The organism is Pseudomonadota bacterium, assembly GCA_026388275.1.
In the GTDB taxonomy this organism is placed as follows: Bacteria; Desulfobacterota; Syntrophorhabdia; order Syntrophorhabdales; family Syntrophorhabdaceae; genus JAPLKB01.
In genome coordinates this window covers 1-21,266 of record JAPLKB010000009.1, presented here as the reverse complement: position 1 = coordinate 21,266, position 21,266 = coordinate 1, and the positions used below count along the sequence as shown (strand labels likewise).

At 41.4% G+C, this 21,266-nt stretch carries 20 protein-coding genes, 1 tRNA gene and 1 riboswitch; of the genes, 15 read left to right on the top strand and 6 right to left on the bottom strand.

What is annotated here, in order from left to right; genetic code table 11:
• Nucleotides 1-10 precede the first annotated feature (10 nt).
• Nucleotides 11-703 (bottom strand): flavin reductase, encoded by a 693-nt coding sequence (locus NT010_01640; GenBank protein MCX5804757.1) that lies wholly within the window; start codon nucleotides 701-703, stop codon nucleotides 11-13.
• Nucleotides 704-890: 187 nt separating this feature from the next.
• Here NT010_01640 and NT010_01635 point away from each other — a divergent pair, with 187 nt between their 5' ends.
• The 8 genes from NT010_01635 to NT010_01600 all read left to right on the top strand — a co-directional run bounded on the left by NT010_01635 (nucleotide 891) and on the right by NT010_01600 (nucleotide 9,930).
• Nucleotides 891-1,715 (top strand): potassium channel family protein, encoded by an 825-nt coding sequence (locus NT010_01635; GenBank protein ID MCX5804756.1) that lies wholly within the window; start codon nucleotides 891-893, stop codon nucleotides 1,713-1,715.
• Between the two features lie 49 nt (nucleotides 1,716-1,764).
• Nucleotides 1,765-3,450 (top strand): GAF domain-containing protein, encoded by a 1,686-nt coding sequence (locus tag NT010_01630; protein MCX5804755.1) that lies wholly within the window; start codon nucleotides 1,765-1,767, stop codon nucleotides 3,448-3,450.
• A 142-nt stretch (nucleotides 3,451-3,592) separates the two neighbouring features.
• Nucleotides 3,593-4,153, top strand: a complete 561-nt coding sequence (locus tag NT010_01625) for a nitroreductase family protein (GenBank protein ID MCX5804754.1) — start codon at nucleotides 3,593-3,595, stop codon at nucleotides 4,151-4,153.
• A 26-nt stretch (nucleotides 4,154-4,179) separates the two neighbouring features.
• Nucleotides 4,180-5,283 (top strand): DegT/DnrJ/EryC1/StrS family aminotransferase, encoded by a 1,104-nt coding sequence (locus tag NT010_01620; GenBank protein MCX5804753.1) that lies wholly within the window; start codon nucleotides 4,180-4,182, stop codon nucleotides 5,281-5,283.
• Between the two features lie 174 nt (nucleotides 5,284-5,457).
• A tRNA-Sec gene (locus NT010_01615) sits at nucleotides 5,458-5,553 on the top strand.
• Nucleotides 5,554-5,937: 384 nt separating this feature from the next.
• Entirely contained in the window at nucleotides 5,938-8,424 is a 2,487-nt protein-coding gene (locus NT010_01610; GenBank protein ID MCX5804752.1) for a serine/threonine-protein kinase, read from the top strand.
• Nucleotides 8,421-9,230: a Stp1/IreP family PP2C-type Ser/Thr phosphatase gene (locus tag NT010_01605; GenBank protein ID MCX5804751.1), complete on the top strand. Its 810-nt coding sequence runs from the start codon at nucleotides 8,421-8,423 to the stop codon at nucleotides 9,228-9,230. The genes NT010_01610 and NT010_01605 overlap by 4 nt, the downstream gene beginning before the upstream one ends.
• A gap of 4 nt (nucleotides 9,231-9,234) precedes the next feature.
• Entirely contained in the window at nucleotides 9,235-9,930 is a 696-nt protein-coding gene (locus NT010_01600; protein ID MCX5804750.1) for an FHA domain-containing protein, read from the top strand.
• 171 nt (nucleotides 9,931-10,101) lie between these two features.
• Here the strand turns inward: NT010_01600 and NT010_01595 are convergent, their stop codons facing one another.
• On the bottom strand, nucleotides 10,102-10,782 hold the full coding sequence (locus NT010_01595; GenBank protein ID MCX5804749.1) for an MBL fold metallo-hydrolase: 681 nt from the start codon (nucleotides 10,780-10,782) through the stop codon (nucleotides 10,102-10,104).
• 193 nt (nucleotides 10,783-10,975) lie between these two features.
• On the opposite strand from NT010_01595, the gene NT010_01590 reads away from it, so the two are divergent.
• From NT010_01590 to NT010_01560, 7 genes are all read left to right on the top strand, one after another.
• Nucleotides 10,976-12,547: a serine hydrolase gene (locus NT010_01590; protein ID MCX5804748.1), complete on the top strand. Its 1,572-nt coding sequence runs from the start codon at nucleotides 10,976-10,978 to the stop codon at nucleotides 12,545-12,547.
• 15 nt (nucleotides 12,548-12,562) lie between these two features.
• Entirely contained in the window at nucleotides 12,563-13,309 is a 747-nt protein-coding gene (gene radC, locus NT010_01585; GenBank protein ID MCX5804747.1) for a DNA repair protein RadC, read from the top strand.
• 127 nt (nucleotides 13,310-13,436) lie between these two features.
• Nucleotides 13,437-14,093, top strand: coding sequence for an MBL fold metallo-hydrolase (locus NT010_01580; protein ID MCX5804746.1), 657 nt, complete (start codon nucleotides 13,437-13,439; stop codon nucleotides 14,091-14,093).
• Between the two features lie 11 nt (nucleotides 14,094-14,104).
• On the top strand, nucleotides 14,105-14,629 hold the full coding sequence (gene hpt, locus NT010_01575) for a hypoxanthine phosphoribosyltransferase (protein ID MCX5804745.1): 525 nt from the start codon (nucleotides 14,105-14,107) through the stop codon (nucleotides 14,627-14,629).
• A gap of 119 nt (nucleotides 14,630-14,748) precedes the next feature.
• Nucleotides 14,749-15,309, top strand: a complete 561-nt coding sequence (locus NT010_01570; GenBank protein MCX5804744.1) for an isochorismatase family protein — start codon at nucleotides 14,749-14,751, stop codon at nucleotides 15,307-15,309.
• Nucleotides 15,310-15,613: 304 nt separating this feature from the next.
• Entirely contained in the window at nucleotides 15,614-16,798 is a 1,185-nt protein-coding gene (locus NT010_01565) for a pyridoxal phosphate-dependent aminotransferase (protein MCX5804743.1), read from the top strand.
• Between the two features lie 11 nt (nucleotides 16,799-16,809).
• On the top strand, nucleotides 16,810-17,982 hold the full coding sequence (locus NT010_01560; protein ID MCX5804742.1) for a pyridoxal phosphate-dependent aminotransferase: 1,173 nt from the start codon (nucleotides 16,810-16,812) through the stop codon (nucleotides 17,980-17,982).
• Nucleotides 17,983-18,094: 112 nt separating this feature from the next.
• On the opposite strand, the gene bioD is transcribed toward NT010_01560, so the two are convergent.
• From bioD to NT010_01540, 4 genes are all read right to left on the bottom strand, one after another.
• The gene (gene bioD / locus NT010_01555; GenBank protein MCX5804741.1) at nucleotides 18,095-18,820 is read right to left on the bottom strand and encodes a dethiobiotin synthase; all 726 of its coding nucleotides are present in this window, start codon (nucleotides 18,818-18,820) and stop codon (nucleotides 18,095-18,097) included.
• Nucleotides 18,821-19,030, bottom strand: a complete 210-nt coding sequence (locus NT010_01550) for a hypothetical protein (protein ID MCX5804740.1) — start codon at nucleotides 19,028-19,030, stop codon at nucleotides 18,821-18,823. It abuts the gene before it with no gap.
• A gap of 8 nt (nucleotides 19,031-19,038) precedes the next feature.
• The gene (locus NT010_01545) at nucleotides 19,039-19,680 is read right to left on the bottom strand and encodes a redox-sensing transcriptional repressor Rex (GenBank protein MCX5804739.1); all 642 of its coding nucleotides are present in this window, start codon (nucleotides 19,678-19,680) and stop codon (nucleotides 19,039-19,041) included.
• Between the two features lie 365 nt (nucleotides 19,681-20,045).
• Nucleotides 20,046-20,852 (bottom strand): hypothetical protein, encoded by an 807-nt coding sequence (locus NT010_01540; protein ID MCX5804738.1) that lies wholly within the window; start codon nucleotides 20,850-20,852, stop codon nucleotides 20,046-20,048.
• A gap of 149 nt (nucleotides 20,853-21,001) precedes the next feature.
• Nucleotides 21,002-21,104, bottom strand: a riboswitch (cyclic di-GMP riboswitch).
• Between the last annotated feature and the right edge of the window lie 162 nt (nucleotides 21,105-21,266).

Sequence of the window (21,266 nt, the reverse complement as noted above, 5' to 3'; positions counted from 1 at the left end):
CATTGTCTTTTCACTTCTCCGGCACAAACTCGCTCTTTGATGCACCGCAAACAGGGCATACCCAGCCCTCAGGCAGCTCTTCAAAGGCTGTACCTGGTTTTATACCAGCATCAGGATCACCGTTTGCCGGGTCATATACATATCCGCAGACATTACATTTATACTTGCCGGTAATAGCAGGCTTTTCTCCGGGTTCATCCTCTTTAATATAAGTCGGGGCTGTTTTAGGGGATTTGCCGCCCTTTATCTTATGGTAATATGCATAAGTCATGGGTTCTCCATCGCTTAAGATATCACAATCAATCACTTTCCCGATAAAAATAGAATGGGTGCCCACGTCGGTAACTCCGACTACCTCACATTCAAAATAGCCTGCAGTATATTCCAGTATAATAGGAGTGCCTATAGATCCGGTTTTAAATTTTACATCTTTAAGTTTATCAATGTCCCTGCCTGATTTGAATCCAAAATTCCCGATAATTGTCATAGGTGCATCGTTTGAAAGTATGGAAATAGTAAAAACTTTATTTTCCATGATGTACTCATGAGTCAGATTCAATTTATTAATACTTATCGCTATTGTCGGAGGTTCTGAAGTGATCTGAAATGCAGTGTTGGCAATTTGTCCGTTTAACTTACCTTCCTTTTTAGAACCGATAACATACATTCCGTAACTAATTTTCTGGATAGTCTTTGAGTTCATATAACAGTCCTCCTTGTTTACATTAGAAGCACAAATTATAAACTATTTTCGTTTAAAAGTGTATTTTTAGTAACCCATCGCCCATTTGAATGGTTACTACTTTTAAGGCTTTCCCGTTGACAAATCATAAAATATACTGATATTATTAGATTTATACTTTTACAGAAGTCCGGGAGGACTTTATACAATGCATGCCATAAAAACACGTTTGAAGATTTTTTTAATTGTTTTTTTTGCCTTGATAGCCACGGGGACTTTCGGCTTTATGGTTATTGAGAAAAAGTCGCTTATTGATTCCGCCTATTTTGTTATAGTTACCATGGCCACCGTAGGATACGGAGATATACATCCCATAACACAGTCCGGCAAGATATTTACCATAATCCTTGTTATTATGGGGGTGGGAACATTCCTTGGGGTGATAGGCAATCTAACCGAAATCATGCTTGCCAAAAGAGAGATCGAGAGCCGTATGGAGAAGCTGAACATGGTTATCGGCGTCTTTTTCAGCGAAGTAGGCATGGGCCTTATGGAAAATTTTTCCCGATACGACCCTGATTTTGATGTGATAAGACCGGAGCTGATCATTACTGCACAATGGACAGATAAGGACTTCAATGCTGCAAGCGCAAAGGCCCATAAACACAACTATGGCGTGGACATAGTTAGAGTTGATCTTGAAGATCTGAAGAAATTTCTTTTTGAGAAGAGGGGTTTTTTGGTAAGACTTCTGGAAAATCCGGTGCTGATGGAACATCAGTCTTTTACCGATCTCCTCCGGGCAACATTTCACCTGACAGAAGAGCTGGCTTACCGCAATGATTTTGTTGATCTTCCAAAACCGGATGGAGATCATCTTGCCGTTGATATCAAGAGGGTATTTCATCTAATCGTCAGTGAGTGGCTGGATTACATAACATACCTTAAGAAGAATTATCCTTTTTTATTTTCTCTCGCTTTAAGGACAAACCCCTTTGATCGAAAAGCATCCGTAGTTATAAACAAACCGTGAATAATTACTGAAAAATATGCTATAATAGACAGTTGGGAATTAACCCCAAATGGACATAGAAAAGAAAGAACAATATACATATTATCCGGAAGAAGATTCAATATCTGAACTGCTTAATAAACCTGCATCCTTCATCAGGGAATTTATTGAGGATCAGCTTGAAAAAACAAAAAAACTGACCATGATCGGTTTTGCACTGTCTGCAGAGAAAAACCTTGACCGACTTCTCGAAACGATTGTTGAGGAGGCAAAAAACCTTACAAATGCCGACGGGGGGACATTGTATATCATGTCCGACGATAAACAGGAGCTCGGTTTCGCCGTTGTTCAAAGCTCTACCCTTAATATACGAATGGGTGGAACAAGCGAAGAAATTACCTGGGATCCCGTACTGCTGATGAATACAGACGGAACCCCGAATTATTCAAATGTATCTGCTTACGCTGCCCTGTCTGGAAAAGTGGTTAATATTCCAGATGTTTATGATGCTGAGGGATTTAATTTTGAAGGCACGCGTACATTTGACAAAAGAAACGGATACAGATCAAAATCAATGCTTGTTGTCCCTATGAGAAATCACGAGAATGACATTATCGGCGTGCTTCAGCTTTTAAACGCCCGCGATGCACTAACAGGCAAGGTTGTTCCCTTCTCTATCGAAAGCAGTCAGATGACGGAATCGTTGGCATCCCAGGCAGCGGTTTCCCTTACCAATAACCGGCTCATTCACGAACTTGAAAACCTCCTGGAATCTTTTATCAAATCAATAGCTGCCGCAATTGATGAAAAATCTCCCTATACCGGCGGCCATGTGAGACGGGTTGCAGAATTAACAATAACAATTGCAAACAAGATAAACCAGACAACAGAAGGTATTTACGCAAAGATATACTTCAACGAAGACGAAATGAAAGAGCTCCGGATAGCCGCATGGCTCCATGATGTAGGCAAAATAACTACACCGGAATATATCGTCGACAAAGCAACAAAGCTTGAAACTATTTGTGACCGCATGGAATTGCTGAAGACTCGTTTTGAGGTATTAAAAAGAGACTATGAAATTGCGATTCTCAAAAAAGGTATAGGCCAGGGAATATCCCAGGGAATGGATAACGCTGTTTACGAGGAACACAATTTTATAGAAAAGCTTGATGAAGATCTTATGTTCCTTAACGGTGCTAATGACGGTAGCAAATTCATGACTGACGAAATGGTCAGGCGGGTAAACGAAATTGCCAGCAGACAATGGACCGCAACAGATGGCACTTTAAAATCTGTGCTTACTAACGATGAAATCCGTAATCTCAGTATCAGAAACGGGACCCTTGCCGATGACGAAAGGGATGTCATCAACAACCATTCCAGAGTTACCTATAAGATGCTCTCACAATTACCTTTCCCGAAGAAATTGAGGCATGTGCCGGATTATGCAGCAGCCCATCATGAAAGACTTGATGGTTCAGGCTACCCTCTTGGTCTTAAGGGGGATCAGCTTCCACTTCAATCCCGCATACTTGCTTTGGCCGATGTATTTGAGGCTCTTACTGCCAAAGACAGACCGTATAAAAAAGGCAAAACCCTATCTGAAGCGATTAATATCATGAAATTTATGGTGAAAGACAATCACCTTGACCCTGATCTTTTGAACCTATTCGTAAAAGAACAAATCTATTTAGATTACGCCAGAAAAGAACTTGCGTCTCAACAGATAGACATCGATAAAATCGAACTATAAACACAAGGCAAACACAATTGTGTTCTAATCGGCCCGGCACTAATACCTAATCTTAATGGAAAATACGGGATTATATCAAAATCAATTCAATGTTCTGTTGAGAATTTCTAAAAAAATATGTTAGCATAGTCTTTTAAAAGCCATGGATATATTAAAAACCATACAGGAAAGAAGGAGTATAAGAAAATATAAAAGTGATCCTGTGCCCGAAGAGATTCTCTTTGAGATTCTTGAGGCAGCAAGACGGGCACCTTCTTGGGCAAATACACAAACCTGGCGGTTTATCATTGTAAAAGATGACCAGACAAAAAGACTTTTATCAGACACACTCGCATCAAATAACCCCGCCAGGAATGCACTTATTGAAGCCCCGTTAATGATATGTATTGCCGCGAAAAAAGGCGCATCCGGTTTTTACAAAGGACAGTGCTCTACAGATAAAGGGGATTATTGGTTCATGTTCGATGCGGGCATTGCCATGGAGCACATAGTGCTTGCGGCATGGAATTTCGGTCTTGGTACATGCCATATCGGTCTCTTTGACGCAGGGAAAGCAGAGGATATATTAAAAATTCCCGATGGTTATGCAATAGTCGAGATGACACCCCTCGGATATTTTGATACGGTATCTGCCGCAACACCAAGAAAGACCCTCCAGGATATCGTATATCTCAATCAATTCGGTGAATTGTACAAAATTTAAACAAATAAAGACAAAGGATTTTAATAATGAACATACCGGTTATAAACTTAAAGGAGCAATACAGAAAGGTAAAAAAGGACATTACCAGGAGTTTACAGGAGATTCTATCAGAACAAAGATTGATACTTGGTAAATACTGCACGTTGCTTGAAAACGCTATTGCAGATTATGCCGGGGTACCTTATGCAATTACATGTGCAAACGGCACCGACGCATTAATTCTTGCTCTAATGGCACTTGGCATAAAAGAAGGCGACGAGGTCATCACGACACCATATACATTTTTTTCAACGGCAAGCTCTATTGCCCTTCTGGGGGCAAAACCGGTATTTGTTGACGTGAAAAATGAAGATCTGAATATTGACCCCGTGCTTATTGAAGGTGCAATAACATCGAAAACAAAGGCCATTACAGTAGTTCATCTCTTTGGAAAACTCTGCGATATGGACAGCATATGTAAGATCGGTGAAAAATATGGAATCCCCGTTGTCGAGGACATGGCACAATCACTGGGGGCACGGCGAAGGGGAAGTATGTCCGGCAGTTTTGGAGACATAGCATCTCTGAGCTTCTACCCGACAAAAAACCTGGGCGGTATCGGTGAAGGTGGAATGGTGCTTACAAAGAGAGCAGATCTCGGCGAGAAAGTTAAAAAACTCAGGGTTCACGGGATGGGTGGCGCTACATATCATCACGAGATGATAGGGATAAATAGCCGGCTTGACGAGATAAAGGCCTGTGCTCTTGTCGCAAAATTCCCTCACCTTGAATCGTGGAATACAAAAAGGATTGAAAATGCAAAATTTTATAATAAAAAACTGAGTGGTCTGCCCGTTATCTTTCCCCAGATAGATGATGGCGGCTCTCATATCATCCATCAATATGTCATAAGAGTAAAAGATAGGGATAAGCTCCAGAGCTTTTTAAAAGAGAAGGGTATTCAGACAGGAATATATTATCCTGTCCCGCTTCATCTCCAGGAATGCTTCGGATATCTTGGCTACACAAAGGGTTCTTTTCCTGTCTCTGAAGAAGCTGCCCTGAAAAGTCTTGCTTTGCCGGTGTACCCTGAACTGAAAAGGGTTGAAAAAGACTATATTGTAGATACCATAAAGGAATTTTATCTTTAGCGATTGTTGACAATTTTTTATTGTCTGTAAAAGGTGCAATTGATACTGTCTTTATTTCATGGATCATCTTGAGCAGGACAAATAGAAAGGGATCCTGCCAAGTTATAGGAACCCCGATATATAATAAGATAAGTAGATTGACAAAAAAGCAAACATCTAATACATTATTCACATGGAAGTGCCAAGGCGCCTGGTGGGTCTCCTGGTCTTCAAAACCAGTGCACGGGTGATGAGCTCGTGGGTGGGTTCGATTCCCATGCACTTCCGCCATAAACTCTGTACACTCGCCCGACAAAGAATCGATAAATGATATATATGCAAGCCAGGTCTATCGATAAGTTATAAATGAGGTGATTATTTCACAGCTTCACACGCTAATTAAAAGCTACTTTTGACAAGAATAGTTTTCCTTGTCAAAAGTATTTTTTTTTGAGATAATCAGTAAAAGGTGTGATTGTGAGCAAATGACCCTGTGCTGTACATGGGCATTAGCAAAAAAAGAAGCTTTTACGACGGTTATCGGAAGAAGTTTCATATTTAATATCATCGCGAGGCAAAGCTGTAGCGATCTCAGAAAGGCGGGGTTATCACGTTGTCCTAAAAAGCTGGACTTCTCGCAACGATAACCAGGGAAGAGTTTTCAGGAGGGGGTGTATGAAAGCAATCGGAAAAATATTCAGCAAAGAATTTATTATCGGATTTGTAATCATGCTGCTGACGGTAACGGCCTTTGTCTTCAAATGGGACCCAATTGAAGGGCTGGAATACCGTTTTTATGATTTTGGCGTCAATATGCGGGGGAAGGCCTCGTCTGCGCCGGTTGCTGTTGTAGAGATAGACGACATCAGCATAGCCAAAATGGGAAGGTGGCCCTGGCCACGCAGCTATATAGCCGAGATGATCGACAATCTCAAGAATTATGAAGCAAAGGTCATTGGCATCAACATTCTCTACTCAGAGACAGACTATAACCAAGGGCTCTGGGAAGTGCAGGAGATAATAAAGAAAATAGAGGCCGACTATTCAAAAACAAAACAGGTGAATGATTTATACACCCTTCTGAAGGAGTCGGAGAAACGCCTTGATAACGATACAGTCCTCTCGACATCAATCACCGCAAGCAATAAGGTAGTCCTGCCCTCATTTTTTACCTTGAGTAAAACCCTTGAAGGAGGCGAAGTTAAGCTCCCGAACTACCTTCAAAACAACTCTATTCCACTAACTACAAGCCCCACGGCCTTTCTTACCGCCAATGAAATCATCCCGCCCATACCTGCTCTTGCCCAACATGCTATGGCTCTGGGTCATATAAATCTTGTTAACGACAGCGATAAAGCAGTTAGAAGCGAGCCTCTCTTAATAGCTTTCGGAAACAGGATATTTCCTTCCTTCGGACTGCAACTGGTTATGAGCTACCTGAACTATGAACTCAAAGACATAGTACCTGCAAGAACTGTCAGGATCAGGGACATCAAAATACCGACGACTGAAAAATCTAAGATGCTTATCAGTTTCAACAAAAAAATCCCCATTTATTCCTTCCTTGATGTCATTGACAATAAGGTGCCCCCTGACCATTTTAAAAACAAGATTGTCATTATTGCCGGCAGCGCTACCGGGATTGCAACGACACTTATGACCCCGATAGGAGCGAACATGCCTTCCTGGGTGATCGTTGCCAACGTAGTCGACAATATACTAAGCAACACGCATATAGTGCGCCCTGCCTGGGCATTTTATGTTGAACTGGCGTTGATCATTTTATTCGGGATTTTTCTCGCTTTTATCTTTCCAAAGCTCCATGCCGGCATCAATGCCATTATTTCCGTGATACTCTTCTTCGGATGGTCGGCGATAGCCTGGTTTCTCCTTGTCAAATACGGGTACTGGTTTAAAGTTGTATACCCGTCACTGATGCTTGTTGTTGGATATATTGCCGTCGTATCATGCCGGTATCTCTTTACGGAACGCGCCAAGGAACGTGTGGAGGCTGACAGTGTTGAGACAAACAAGATGCTCGGCCTCTCCTTTCAGGGGCAGGGCATGCTCGACATGGCTTTTGATAAGTTCCGGAAATGCCCGATAGAGGACACGTCCGTCAAGGACCTTATTTACAACCTGGGGCTCGATTTCGAACGGAAGAGAATGTTCAACAAGGCTGTTTCAGCTTATGAACATGTCATGCAGGACGGCGAATACAAGGATATTACTGAGCGGATAAAGAAGCTGAAGACCGTGGGCGATACGGTTATGTTCGGAGCGACAGGGGCAAAGAAGGATGCGACTGTCCTCATCGATGGGGCAGAAACCAAACCGACGCTTGGCCGTTATGAGATTGCCAAGGAATTGGGGCGCGGAGCAATGGGCACTGTCTATCTCGGCAAAGATCCCAGAATCAATCGGGAAGTGGCAATCAAAACACTCCGTTATGACGATTTCGAGGAAGATCAGGTTGCCGAGTTGAAGAAACGGTTCTTCCGGGAGGCTGAGGCAGCAGGTAAGCTCTCACATCCGAATATTGTTACAATTTACGATGTCGGCGAAGACTATGAAATTGCATATATGGCCATGGAACTCCTTGACGGCTCCGATCTGTCTGATTACTGCCAGAAGGATCGTCTCATGCCTCTTAAGGAAGTGGCAAGGGTCATTACTTCTGTTGCCCAGGCTCTTGATTATGCCCACGAAAACGGGGTTGTACACCGTGATATAAAACCGGCGAATATCATGCTCCTAAAGAATGGAGAGATCAAGGTTGCCGATTTCGGCATTGCAAGGGTCATGTCGAGTTCAAAAACCCAGACTGGAGTTATCATGGGAACGCCAAGCTATATGTCGCCAGAACAGATCTCGGGGCAGAAGGTGGATGGCAGGTCTGATCTTTTTTCTCTCGGCGTTGTATTCTATGAGCTGCTAAGCGGAGAAAAGCCCTTCGGTGGAGACAATATTACCACCCTCATGTTCAATATTACCAATTCACCACCGATCCTTCTGAAGGATGTTGCCCCCGATGCCCCACAGTTCTGTGAGGAGATCATTATGAAGCTCCTTAACAAGAACAAGGATGACCGGTATCAGCACGGAAGAGAGCTTGCGGCAGAAATCACCGCTTATATGGAAAAAACCGGGGAGGCCAATTGATACTTGCTGTTGGAGCAAAAACCGACACAGGCATGGTCCGGCAGAAAAATGAGGACAATCTTTGTGTAATTGAAAGCATCGGCCTCCTTGTTGTTGCAGACGGCATGGGTGGTCATGCCTCAGGAGAAGTGGCAAGCAAGATTGCCGTTGATGTCATAAAGGGATATTTCGATGCCCAGAATGCCGGCAAACAACTCCAGATAGGTTCCTGTCGGAGCGAGTTTTCCGAGGAGACGAATTGGCTTTGTTCGGCCATACGCCTGGCCAACCAGGCAGTGTTTGAAGCATCCCGGGGCAACGTGCAATTTCATGGTATGGGCACCACAATTGCTGCGGTTTTGATAACGGGAAAACGGCTCAGCATCGCCCATGTCGGAGACAGCCGCGTTTATCTAATCAGATCCGGGGGCATCGAGCAACTCACCGATGACCACTCAATTGTATCCGAACAGGTAAAACGGGATATTATCACCAGAGAGCAGGCAAGAGAGTCGGAAATGAAGAACATCCTGACACGTGCACTCGGTGTCGCTGAGGATGTGGAGGTGGACCTTGGAGAACTGAGCCTTTTCGATAACGATGTCCTGCTTCTTTGTTCCGATGGCTTAACGAACATGGTAGACGATAATGGGATAATATCAACAGTAGAAGCTTTCCATGATCCATCAGAAGCGTGTGGAAGGCTTGCTGATATGGCCAACAAGAATGGTGGCAATGATAACATCACGGTTATTATTGCAAGGCTTGTCAAAAAGAAAACATTGTTTTATTTTCTGTCACGTTTAAGAGAATGGTTTAGGAGGTGAACCTATGATGAAAATTCTACTGAAATTTAAGGATGCGGTAATTAAGGAAATGTCTATTGAACAGGATAGCTATACGATAGGACGCAAAGAGGAAAATGATATACAAATCGACAACCTTGCCGTGTCGGGTTTTCATGCTAAGCTTGTCAAGGAGGGCGACGTACTCTATATAGAGGATCAGGAGAGTACAAACGGCACATTTTTAAACGGCAGGAAGGTTACGAAAAGCGCCTTGAAAAATGGTGATGTTGTTCTTATTGGAAGCCACACTATTGAATACAAAACGGACATCAAACCTCCTGAGGATGCAACGAAAACAGGTGTCCGTTCCCGTTCAATGAATGAGACTATTCTCCTCAGTCCCACAGAACAGCAGAAGATACTTGCCTCTTCGGAAAAGCTCGAAGTTCTCGGAGGGATGATGATTATAGAGGGCTCTACAGACAGCAAGGAATACCTCCTTAAAGAGAGAATAGCTACCATAGGGAAAGAGGACAATGCACTCATCCGTCTCAAGGGCTTTTTTGCTCCGAAAGTGGCGGCACTTATCAACAGGAGAAAGGAGGGATACTTCATAGCCCCTTCAGGTGGTAAAGAATTGAAAATAAACGGCAATAAGGTGGATCAGCGCTATGATCTCAAAGACGGCGATATTGTCGAAGTAGCCGGTGTAAAGATGCAGTTCTTTGTAAAAGAGTAGTCAGCGGGAGAATAGAGGGATATCCTGTATTCTCCCTGAGTAAGGGCATCTTTCATTACACCAATATATTCCCTACGCCGAAAAAGAAGTCTTTTACTTCCTTGGCAAGGTAAATCGCTCTGTAATAACATTCTCTTCGGCATAGTAGGCTTGCCGCTAAGGCAAAAAAAGTTACTCCCCGTACTCGTCAAGATATTGTTCAATATATCCCGTCACCTTTTCGTTTGGTTGATATATTCCGAAGTGTCCTTCACAAAGCACATCCGCCTTAAGGGCAAGAAGTTTTTCCATAGATTGCCGCCAATGAGACATATTGGCCCCGAATTCTGCAAGGAAGGGGCCATGGATATCCTGACCGAAAAGAACCCTTTTGCCTCCCCTGTCTAGATAAATAGAGATAGATCCCGGCGAATGGCCGGGCGTGTGAAGGCATACAATTTCCTGCCCTCCGAAGCTAAAGCGTTCCTCCTTTGCATAAAACTTCACATCAATCGGTAAAGGTTTAAAAAGAACACCATACCAGTAAGCTGCCGTCATCATGTTGTCGCCCCGCTCCAAAACGGCTGCATCAATGGCATGCATGATGATGCGGGAGCCGAACCTTCTCCGCAATTCATTTGCTCCGCCGACATGGTCAATATGGCAATGCGTAAGAATTATTGTTGAGATTTTACCAGGGCCTAAACCAAGCTCTGTAATGTTCTGTACGATCATATCAACGCTTGAACCTGCTCCGGTGTCTATGAGTATCAACTCTCCCAGGTTCAACAGATAAACCGAGCAATCCCGTGTATCCGTAATATCCGAATTTCCAACAAGATATATGTCTTTTATGATCTCCCTTGCTTTCATTTCTCCCTCTTCGCATAAACATTATTTGAGTGTATTAAATAAACATTTATGTCTTACGATACTTATCTTCATTATACAGCAATATTAACAAATATTATATATAGTGAAAATGGATGTGATTGATTAAAATCCATATGGACATTTTATCGGGATTTTTTTATAGTAAACATAGACTTTCTTTAAAGGAAAATACATGAAAAAGTTTAAAATATTATTGAAGATTGTTTTTTGCATTATAGTATTTTTATCCCTTTCCAAAGCATCATCGGTGGCTGCTTTCAATGCTGAAAGCTATAAAACTTTTATAAAAGAAGAGATGAAAATATGGAATGTGCCCGCAGCTGCAATTCTGGCTATAGAAGACGGAAGGGTTGTCTTTTCAGAAGGTTTTCGGTACAAGGATGTGGAAAAAAAGATTAAAGTAACACCAAAGACTCTTTTTGGCATCGGTTCATGCAGTAAGGCATTTGTATCTCTACCCATAGGAATGCTTGTTGATGAGAAGAAGATTGATTTCGACAAGCCTGTTCGTGAATATTATCCCGCCTTCAAGCTCCATGACGCCTATGCCACAGAGTACGTAACAATACGGGATTTGTTGTCGCATAGAACGGGACTCCCCAGATACGATACAGCCATTGATCCGAAAGATGCATCAAGAGACGAAGCCATGAAAAAGCTTAAATATTTTATGCCAAATAAGGGGATCAGAGAGAGTTTTCAATACTGTAATTTTCACTATATGGCCGCAGGAGCCATAGTAGATAAAGTTTCAGGAACAACATGGGAGGAATTTGTATTAAACAGAATATTCAAACCTCTCAATATGGACAGTTCCAGCCTCTCTTCCAAAGAATTAGAAAAATCTTCTGATCATGCTTTTCCTTACAGAATGGATATGGAAGCATTAAAGAAATTCCCTGAAAATCAGGCTGAGCTTTTCGGCGTGCCGTTAAAGAAACTTCCTGTCGAGAATATAGGGGTATACGGGCCTGCAGGCTCTATCAATTCCAACCTTGAAGATATGGCAAAATGGGTAATACTGTACCTGAATCAGGGCAAAGCTGGGGATAAACAATTGATTTCCAAAGATACATTAACACAGCTTATTACGCCGCAGATATTGATGGGGGGGATACTTAAATATGAAGAAATTTTGCCTGCAAGTTATGGCATGGCTTGGATGATAACACCTTACCGGGGACATTATCTTGTCAGCCACGACGGCATGATTGAAGGGTTTACCGCACATGTAAGCTTTATCCCTGGAAAAAACATTGGTCTTGTAATTCTTACCAATAGGTCGGATAACTATGAATTTATCGCTTCCATATCCCTTTCCACATATGACAGAGTGCTGGGATTAAAAGAAATATCCTGGAGCAAAAAGTTAATTGATGAATATCCGTCTGCTTTGGCAGGCTTGAAAGCAAGCAGGGAAACTGAAGAAAAGAAAAGAAAAAAGGATACGAAACCGTCCCATGCACTGGCCGATTATGCCGGAAAATATGAGCATCCGGCCTTTGGCGCCGCCAAAATAGAGCTTAAGAAAGACAATCTCATATTTTCTTTAAGAGATATTGAAGAAACAATCTCAACACTCAAACATTACCAGTACAACACTTTCAAAACATCGAGCAGGAGTCTTGTAGGAGGTTTTGATATGAAAGTGAACTTTATAATGAATGAAAACGGCGATATAGACAGACTTTTATTGCCCCTTGAACCGGCTGTTGAAGATATCGTGTTTAAAAAGGTGAAGTAATATTAGCAGGAACATATGATCGATAATACATCCTTTACTGTCCGCGATATGCCAAAGGAAGAAAGGCCAAGGGAACGGCTCTTGAGGCTTGGCGCAGAGGCGCTCTCCTCCCCGGAGCTTTTAGCATTGATTATCGGTCGCGGAGTTTCAAAAAGATCCGTAATGACTATTGCTCAGGAATTATATATAAAATTCGGCAGCATCAGGGCTATAGGTGAAGCAACGATTGAGGAACTCTCCCTTATAAAGGGCGTGGGCACAGCCAAGGCAACACAGCTTAAAGCAGCTTTTGAGCTTGCAAAAAGACAGGAACTTGAAACAGAAAACGGATTTGAGGGCATGGATATCAAAAATCCTCAGAGTGTTGTTAAGGCTATACGTGCAAGCATCAAGGATATGAAAAAAGAACATTTTATGCTCATGATACTTAACACAAGAAATAAGATTATCCGTATTGAAAACATTTCTGTGGGCACCCTCAACGCCAGCCTGGTACATCCAAGAGAAGTTTTCAACAAAGCAATTGCCCATACTGCATCAGCGGTAATTGTCGCCCATAATCATCCCTCCGGCGACACAGAGCCCTCTGAAGAGGATGTAAGAATCACCCGCCGTCTTATAGAGGCGGGCAAAATACTTGGTATCGAGGTGCTTGACCATATTATTATAGGAAAACATTCGGCAAAAAGTACAATTACCAGGCACAAAAACAAACCTGAAAAGGAAAGCTATTGCAGCTTCAAGGAAAAAGGGCTAATATAAGAGCCACCAGAAAGGGCAACAAACTGCAACGCCTCAAAAAGACAGGGCTTGAGAGATAAAACAGGAATAAGCTTTCGCAGAGCAATCTGCAGGGAATTTATCCACTTGAAATTAAAAGGAGGGGATTATGAAGATTAAATTTTATGGACACTCAGCTTTTATGATAACAACTGACACGGGTGTCAGGATAATAACCGACCCTTACAAGTCAGGCGCATTTGGCGGGACACTGTCATATGGTAAAATTACCGACAAAGCCGATATCGTACTTGCAAGCCATGACCATGATGACCATAATTATACAAAAGACATTAAAGGGAATTTTGTCCATATCAAAACAGCAGGTGCTTATGATGTAAATGGTCTCAAAATAAGGGCAATCCCAAGCCATCACGACACATCAAAAGGCAAGGAAAGAGGTAACAATCTGATATTTGTTATAGATGCAGACGGTCTCACAATAATGCATGCCGGTGACCTGGGTCATACACTGGGAAAGGAAGCGGTCGAGGAAATCGGAAAAATCGATATTCTGCTTATCCCTGTCGGAGGTTTTTATACCATTGATGCTCGGGAAGCTACAAAGGTCATGAAAGATCTGAAACCTGCTATCACCATACCGATGCATTTTAAAACCGATAAGTGCAATTTTCCCATCTCGAATGTTCAAGGTTTTATTGGTGACAAAAAAGATGTTAAGAGGGTAAAAGCTTCTGAAATAGAAATTAAAAAGGAGCTGCTGCCAAAAGAACGTGAAATAATAGTTCTTGAACCTGCACTTTAGGAGACCTACGAATGCTCAAGCCTTTATTTACAAAAGAAGAGATTGATAACACGGTAAGAGGCCTCGCCGTGTCTATCGAGAAAGACTATGGTGACGAGGAGATTTATTTTATTTGCCTTCTGAAAGGTTCTTTTATGTTTATGTCAGACCTCATAAGATACATTAAAAACCCGTCAAAAATTGATTTTATGAGGGTTTCGTCCTACGGAAACAATATGCAATCCAAAGGGGAAATTACTATCACAAAAGACCTTGAGGAAGATATAAACGGCAGAAATGTTGTAATTGTAGAAGACATTATTGATTCAGGAATCACGCTGAAGAACATAAAGGAAATGCTCCTTGAAAGAAATCCGAAATCTTTGAAGATTTGCGTGCTTCTCGATAAAAGGGCAAGACGGCAAGTAGAAATGGAAGGCGACTATGTAGGGTTTACAATAGAAGACGGTTTTGTTGTGGGTTATGGGATTGATTATGCAGAGCAGTACCGGAATCTCCCGGAAATATGTGTGGTTGAAAAAAACTGCAAAGAGTAAGAGTTAAGCGGACAGAGTGTTAACAATAAAAAAATGAGAAAAGCTTTCGCAACAATCTACGGGAAATTTACCCACTTAGAAGTAAAGAGGAACTTGGTGAGGCATTATAGGAGGCTAAAATGACAGTGGAACAGCCTAACAGACAAAGCTTGATTGCACGAGAAGATAGTGTCCTTGTAATTATTGATGTCCAGGAAAAATTACTTCCTGTAATATCAGACAAAGAAAAGATTGTTGAGAACGTGGTTCGGCTTGTCAGATTCGCAAATATAATCGGACTGCCGATAGTATTAACAGAGCAGAAAAGGCTTGGTAATACTATACCTGAAGTAAAAAAAGAGCTGGAAAATGTCCAGCCAATAAATAAGGTTCATTTCAACTGTTTTTATTGCGATGATTTTGCTTATCGTATAGACACAATCGGGAAGAGTACCCTTATCCTTGCAGGGGCTGAAGCTCACATATGCGTAGCACAGACCGCAATCTTTGCGCTGCCCCACTTTAACGTACACATTATAAGCGACGCCGTTTCTTCTCGTACCCGGGAAAACCGTATCGTCTCCATTAAAAGGATGCGCCAATACGGCGCCACAATATCATCTGCCGAGATGTTTATTTATGAGTTGTTACAAAAGGCTGGAACGGATGAGTTTAAGGCCATTCTCCCACTTGTAAAATAGCTATTTATCAGTGCAAAACTTTCTCTCAAAAATATTTTTTAGCATTTCTGAAACTTGGTGCAGTTGTTTTCGGAGAAGCCTACTTTTTCTTCTTGACAAGCATAACATATTGTTTTTAAATGTTGAGTATGGAAATGTTTAGAGAATTTTTTAGTTTTTTTTACTTTTACTTTAGAAGCTTGCACCCGGGCATAAATTTGCTTTAATATAAGCAAAGAGCCATGGGTGCAATGCCCATGGCTCTTTTTATTTAAAGGCCATGGCACCTATTTCTATGGCCTTTTTACTATTGAAGGAGGAAATAATGATAGTTTCAAACAAGATGAGAAAGCTTATCCAGAACCAGGAGGGTTGGACAAGGAAGATGTTTGAAGAAGGTATGCAGATGAAGAAGACCTTGGGTGAAGATAAAGTTTACGACTTTTCCCTCGGTAACCCTGATGTAGAACCCCCCCAGGCATTAAAGTCTGCCCTGATAAATATGCTTACACAAACAACACCGGGCATGCACAAGTATATGGAGAACAGTGGTTACCAAAGCGTAAGGGAAGAAATTGCCCAGTACATGGAGATGCATTACGGATTACCTTTTACAAGCAAACATATTTTCATGTCAGTCGGGTGTGCCGGTGGCATTAACATACTTTTTAAAAGCATGTTGAATAAGGGTGATGAGATTGTTGTACCGAACCCGTTCTTCTGGGAGTTTAAAAACTATATTGAAAACTTCGGCGGAATCATGAGACTTGTTGATACAAAAGATGATTTTCAACTTGATATACAAAAAATAGAAGACGCAATAAACGAAAAAACAAAGGCTATTCTAATAAACAGCCCGAATAATCCTACTGGGGCTGTATACAGCGAAGAAAGTCTGAAAGAATTGGCAAAACTGTTGTACAAGAAAAGAGAGGAAGGTAAAGAAATATATCTTTTAGCTGATGAGGCATATAAAAAGATTGTTTATGACAACATTGTGTTGCCGAATATCTTTGAGATCTATGATCTTGCCATCAGTATTACATCTCACTCAAAAGACCTTGCTCTGCCTGGAGAAAGAATAGGGTACATTGCTATATCACCGAATATAAAGGAGATTGATCTTCTTGTTTCCGGACTTATTATATCCATACGGGCTTTGGGATTTGTGAATGCTCCTGCATTGTTTCAACGGGCTGCCGGAAAGTTTCAGGAAAATTCCGTAGATGTTCTGGAATACAAAAAAAAGAGGGATATTATATACAACACACTGATTGAATCGGGTTTCGAATGCGTAAAACCTGGCGGAGCGTTTTATCTATTCCCAAAATCTCCGGTTAAGGACGAGCTTGCATTCGTTAAGAGAGTACAAAGAGAAGAGAGAATTCTCGTTGTACCTGGAAGAGGTTTTGGCAGAAGCGGTTATTTCAGGATTGCATACTGTGTGACTATGGAGAAAATAATGAATGCCCTTGATGGTTTCAGAAGAATAGGGAAGCGATATTCATAAGGAGGCAGTAAATGGTTATCTCAAAAAATATTTCGGAATCAATGAAAAGTTCTTCCTGGATTAGGGCTATGTTTGAAGAAGGGGAAAGGCTTAAAAAACAATACGGTCAGGAGCAAATCTATGATTTTACCCTCGGCAACCCGATTACCGAGCCCCCGGATGAGTTAAAAAAGGAACTTATAAGAATAGTTTCATCCGGTACAAAGGGCATGCACAGGTATATGACCAACAGCGGCTACGAAGATGTCAGGGAAGAGATTGCAGAATTTCACAGGGAACGTTCAGGCCTTGATTTTACAAAGGACCACATTATAATGACAGTAGGGTGTGCAGGAGGCATTAATGTTGTAATGAAATCGCTCCTGGACCCAGGGGATGAGGTAATTGTGCCATGCCCGTTCTTTGTGGAGTTCATGTTCTATATCGGAAACCACGGTGGTATAATGAAGCTCGTAGACACAAAGGATGATTTTCATCTCGACATCGAAAAGATCAAAGAAGCTATCACTGAAAAGACAAAGGCAATCATTATAAATTCTCCCAATAACCCGACAGGTGTTGTATATAGCAAAAAAGAGCTTAAAGAACTTGTATCCGTGCTCAATGAAAGAAAGAGGAAAGGGCAGAGAATATTTGTTATTTCCGATGAAGCATACAGAAAGATCCTATATGACGGCATTCAGTTTCCAGACATGTTTCTCCTGTACGAAGACACAATTACGGTTACATCCCACTCAAAAGACCTTGCACTTCCCGGTGAGAGGATAGGCTACATCGCAATCTCTCCACTTATGAAGAACGCTGGAGCGCTTATAGGCGCTGCCATATTTGCAAACAGAATCCTTGGATTCATCAATGCCCCGGCAATCATGCAGAAGCTTGTCGGTAAGTTTCAGAAAAAGAGCGTAGATATAGCAGATTATCAGAAAAAGAGGGATGTTATTTACAATATACTTGTAGATGCAGGCTTTGAAGTTGTAAAACCTGAGGGCGCCTTTTATATTTTCCCGAAGTCGCCGATAAAAGATGATATAAAATTTGTAAGCAACCTTCAAAAACATCGTGTACTGGCAGTTCCAGGGATAGGTTTCGGCAAACAGGGCTATTTCAGGATCGCATATTGTGTTGAGATGGATATTATTGAGCGTTCAAGACCCTTTTTTAAAGAGGTACTTAGTAAGTAGAAAAGGGTAATGATACAACAACGATACTGAAAATGGTTTTATTGAAAAATGGGATTATGCATATATGTTATGTATTGAAAAATGAAATTACAGATTGTTTTAACTTCTATGTTTATATTTTTTCAATGCGTTCAAGCATCATTTCGGTATCTATGTGTTTGGTAAATATATCTGCAAGTAGTTCTCTATCCATACCTTCCTTCAATAAGCCCTTGAAATAAGGAAAAACACCAAGAATGGGCACGTTTATATGCCTTTTTAATGCTTCAGGATTAGTTTGTGCTGCAAGGTCGTTTGTCCCGTTATCGTTGTTTAAAATCACTCCAATAATCTTTATATCCCTTGACTGAAGGTAACTGCAGGTCAGCAGGGTGTGGTTTATAGTGCCCAGACCTATTCTTGATACAATAATCGTGGACGCATTCCACTTCTCTATGAGGTCAGCATAAAAAAAATCTTTTTTAATCGGTACGAGCACGCCTCCAGCACCTTCTATTAAGACAATATCGTGTTTTTTGGAAATCTTTTTATATGTCCTGTCAACAATATCAATATCTATCTGAATATGCTCGAGGTTTGCTGCGACCTCCGGTGCAAGAGGGGCCTCAAACATATACGGATTTATATCATCAAGGTCATCTGTACTATCAGATGCCTCTCTCAGGCATATTGCATCCCAGGGAAGCTGGTCTTTGTTTCTTCTTGAAATCCCGCTTTCAAAAGGCTTCATTACTCCAACGTTTAATTTTTTCCGAAGTGATAGAAAGGCAGATATGCTTGCTGCTATTGTGGTTTTACCAACTCCTGTATCTGTACCGGTTATAAAGAGTGTTTTCATTTACCTGACAATCGTGGAAAGAAGGATTGCAAGTCCGACAAAAATACATGCACAGATTAACGAAAGTCCGACGTTGCCTTCTTCTGAGATTTTTTTCTCAAAATCAGTTGAGAATATTGCACCAACAATCTTCACTGAAACAAGTACAATAATCATATAAACTGCTGAATAAACAAACATCTCAGTAATATTTCCAAGTAGCTTCCACATAAAACACCTTAGTTGGTTAGGTAGTATACAAGATTGTCAAGAGCAGATGTAAAGAAAATATTTCTCACTTTAACAGGTTCTGCGGCTCTGACCGGTGCAGGCGAAAAGTTTAAAATTCCCTTTATTTTTGCATCAACAAGGAGATCCGCGACTTTCTGCGCTTCCTGAGGGGGCGCTGTTATAATGCCTATTTCAACTTTTCTTGTTTCTATTACTTCCTTTAATCTTTCCATATGAAGAATTTCTACAGGCTTTCCCATCTTTTCCGATATCTGCCCAATAACTTTAACAGGGTCTATATCAAATGCAGCCACTATTCTATAATTCTGTTTTAAAAAATCTTTATATACAAGAAGGGCACTTCCCATGTTCCCAATACCGATAACGGCAATCCTCCATTCTCTGTTCACACCAAGTATTTCTTTTATGTGATGCTCGAGCTCTTTAATGTTGTAACCCATGCCTCTAATGCCAAATTCGCCGAAATATGCAAAATCTTTTCTTACCTGAGCAGCATTAACGTTGCATATTGTGGCCAGAAGCGCACTTGATGCTACTTTTTCATTTTTTGTTTGAAGATCTTCAAGGCATTTCAAGTAGTTTGATAAACGTCTTACTGTAGCCCCAGGGATCTTAGGGTATTTAGCCATTTGCACACCTGTTATTTTAAATTATCCTATATTTACTAACAGTTATTAACACAAAATGCAAGAGAAATATTTAACAAGCTACCCAATATTACGGGTATCTTATACAATAGATCGGAATAGTAAGAAAATATTTATCAAGCCAGCGCACAGATATGAAATTGCAGGAATTTTGAAAGGAAAAAATCACTTCACAGTAAAAAGTATGCATTAAGGTTAAAACAACATAAAATTCATCAAAGTAAAGAGATATAGCTGAAAGAGTGTTTTTCCTGCTTATCTTTCTCTTGCTGCATTTCAATTAGCAATGAATTAATAAATGCAGAGTCAGAAATGGCTCTGCATTTATTAATTCATTGCTAATTTCTTTATCCAAGATATTTCCTCTTAAGCCCTATGAGACCCACAAGGCCGGGAGCGAGAAGCCAGATCGCACCTGGGATAGGTACGGTAGAGTATATAATAGAGTAGTTGTCTCCAATAATGGCATTATTGTACGACCATTCCAGGGGATCTTTATCTACATAATTATATGTTGGTTGTTCACCAACCTGAATCACTGGCTGAATACATCGGCTTGGATCCTGCTCACACACTTGAGGGTCTTCAGGTGTGCTCCAGTTCGGGTCTGGCATAAATATTGGCTCTGTTCCAACTACAATTTTGGTGCCTTCCTTCGCAAGCCCTACTGTTGCAGTTCCGCCATCAGCCCTACCATCCCCGGTCTTCATATTCGCATAGTTAAACAGAATAGAATTACTCCCCTCAAATAGAATACCTTGGAAAGTAATATTCTTGGGAGAAGAGGAATGTCCCATCACCTGGTTCCACTGGACAATGAATTGCTGGCTGCCCTGAGTCCCCACAGTTTTATAGTATACGCTGCCAGGGAAATGGGTGGCCCAGTCACTCCATAGGACCGCAACCGCATGTCCAATCCAATCGGTGGAGGTTAATGAGCTATTCAAACATTCGGAATTACCCAATCCAAATGTGATGAGGCCATTAGAACTCGCATAGACGCTATTGTACGTCTGCCCATAGAATTTGAAGTTAACTCCTACTTGTACAAATGCTATTTCATCGTCAACACCCGCAAGAACTTGTGTGCCACTACCAGAGATGTCAACGAAACCCGGGGTGATGTTATCCGTGGCCCTGTATCCAAAAAGCATTGGGGCCTATATTCATTGCTGTACTTGATGCAGGACACACCAGCCCCCAAAAACAAAGAAAGCCAGCAACAGAACCGATACCGAAAAAATATTCTGAAACATCTTTATAGGTTCTTCTCCTATCATTATAATAAATGTAATTATGTGTGTGCAGCAACCCGGCTGTCAAACTGATGAACGACATGGGTGGACTAACTTGAGAATCGTTGGGTTTTCCGTCCCACCCTCTCGGATGGTTTGACTTTATCAAAATAATTTTAACATAATAAAGAAAAGAGACGGTCAAGTTCTTTTAGACAACCTCAGGCAGTTTTTAAGTGGTTTGCCGCTCCGATTCATATTGCCTCTTTTGCCTTCGGCAGTGTACTCCAATAAACATCATCCGGGGTCCTATCGTCAAGGCCCTGATGTGGC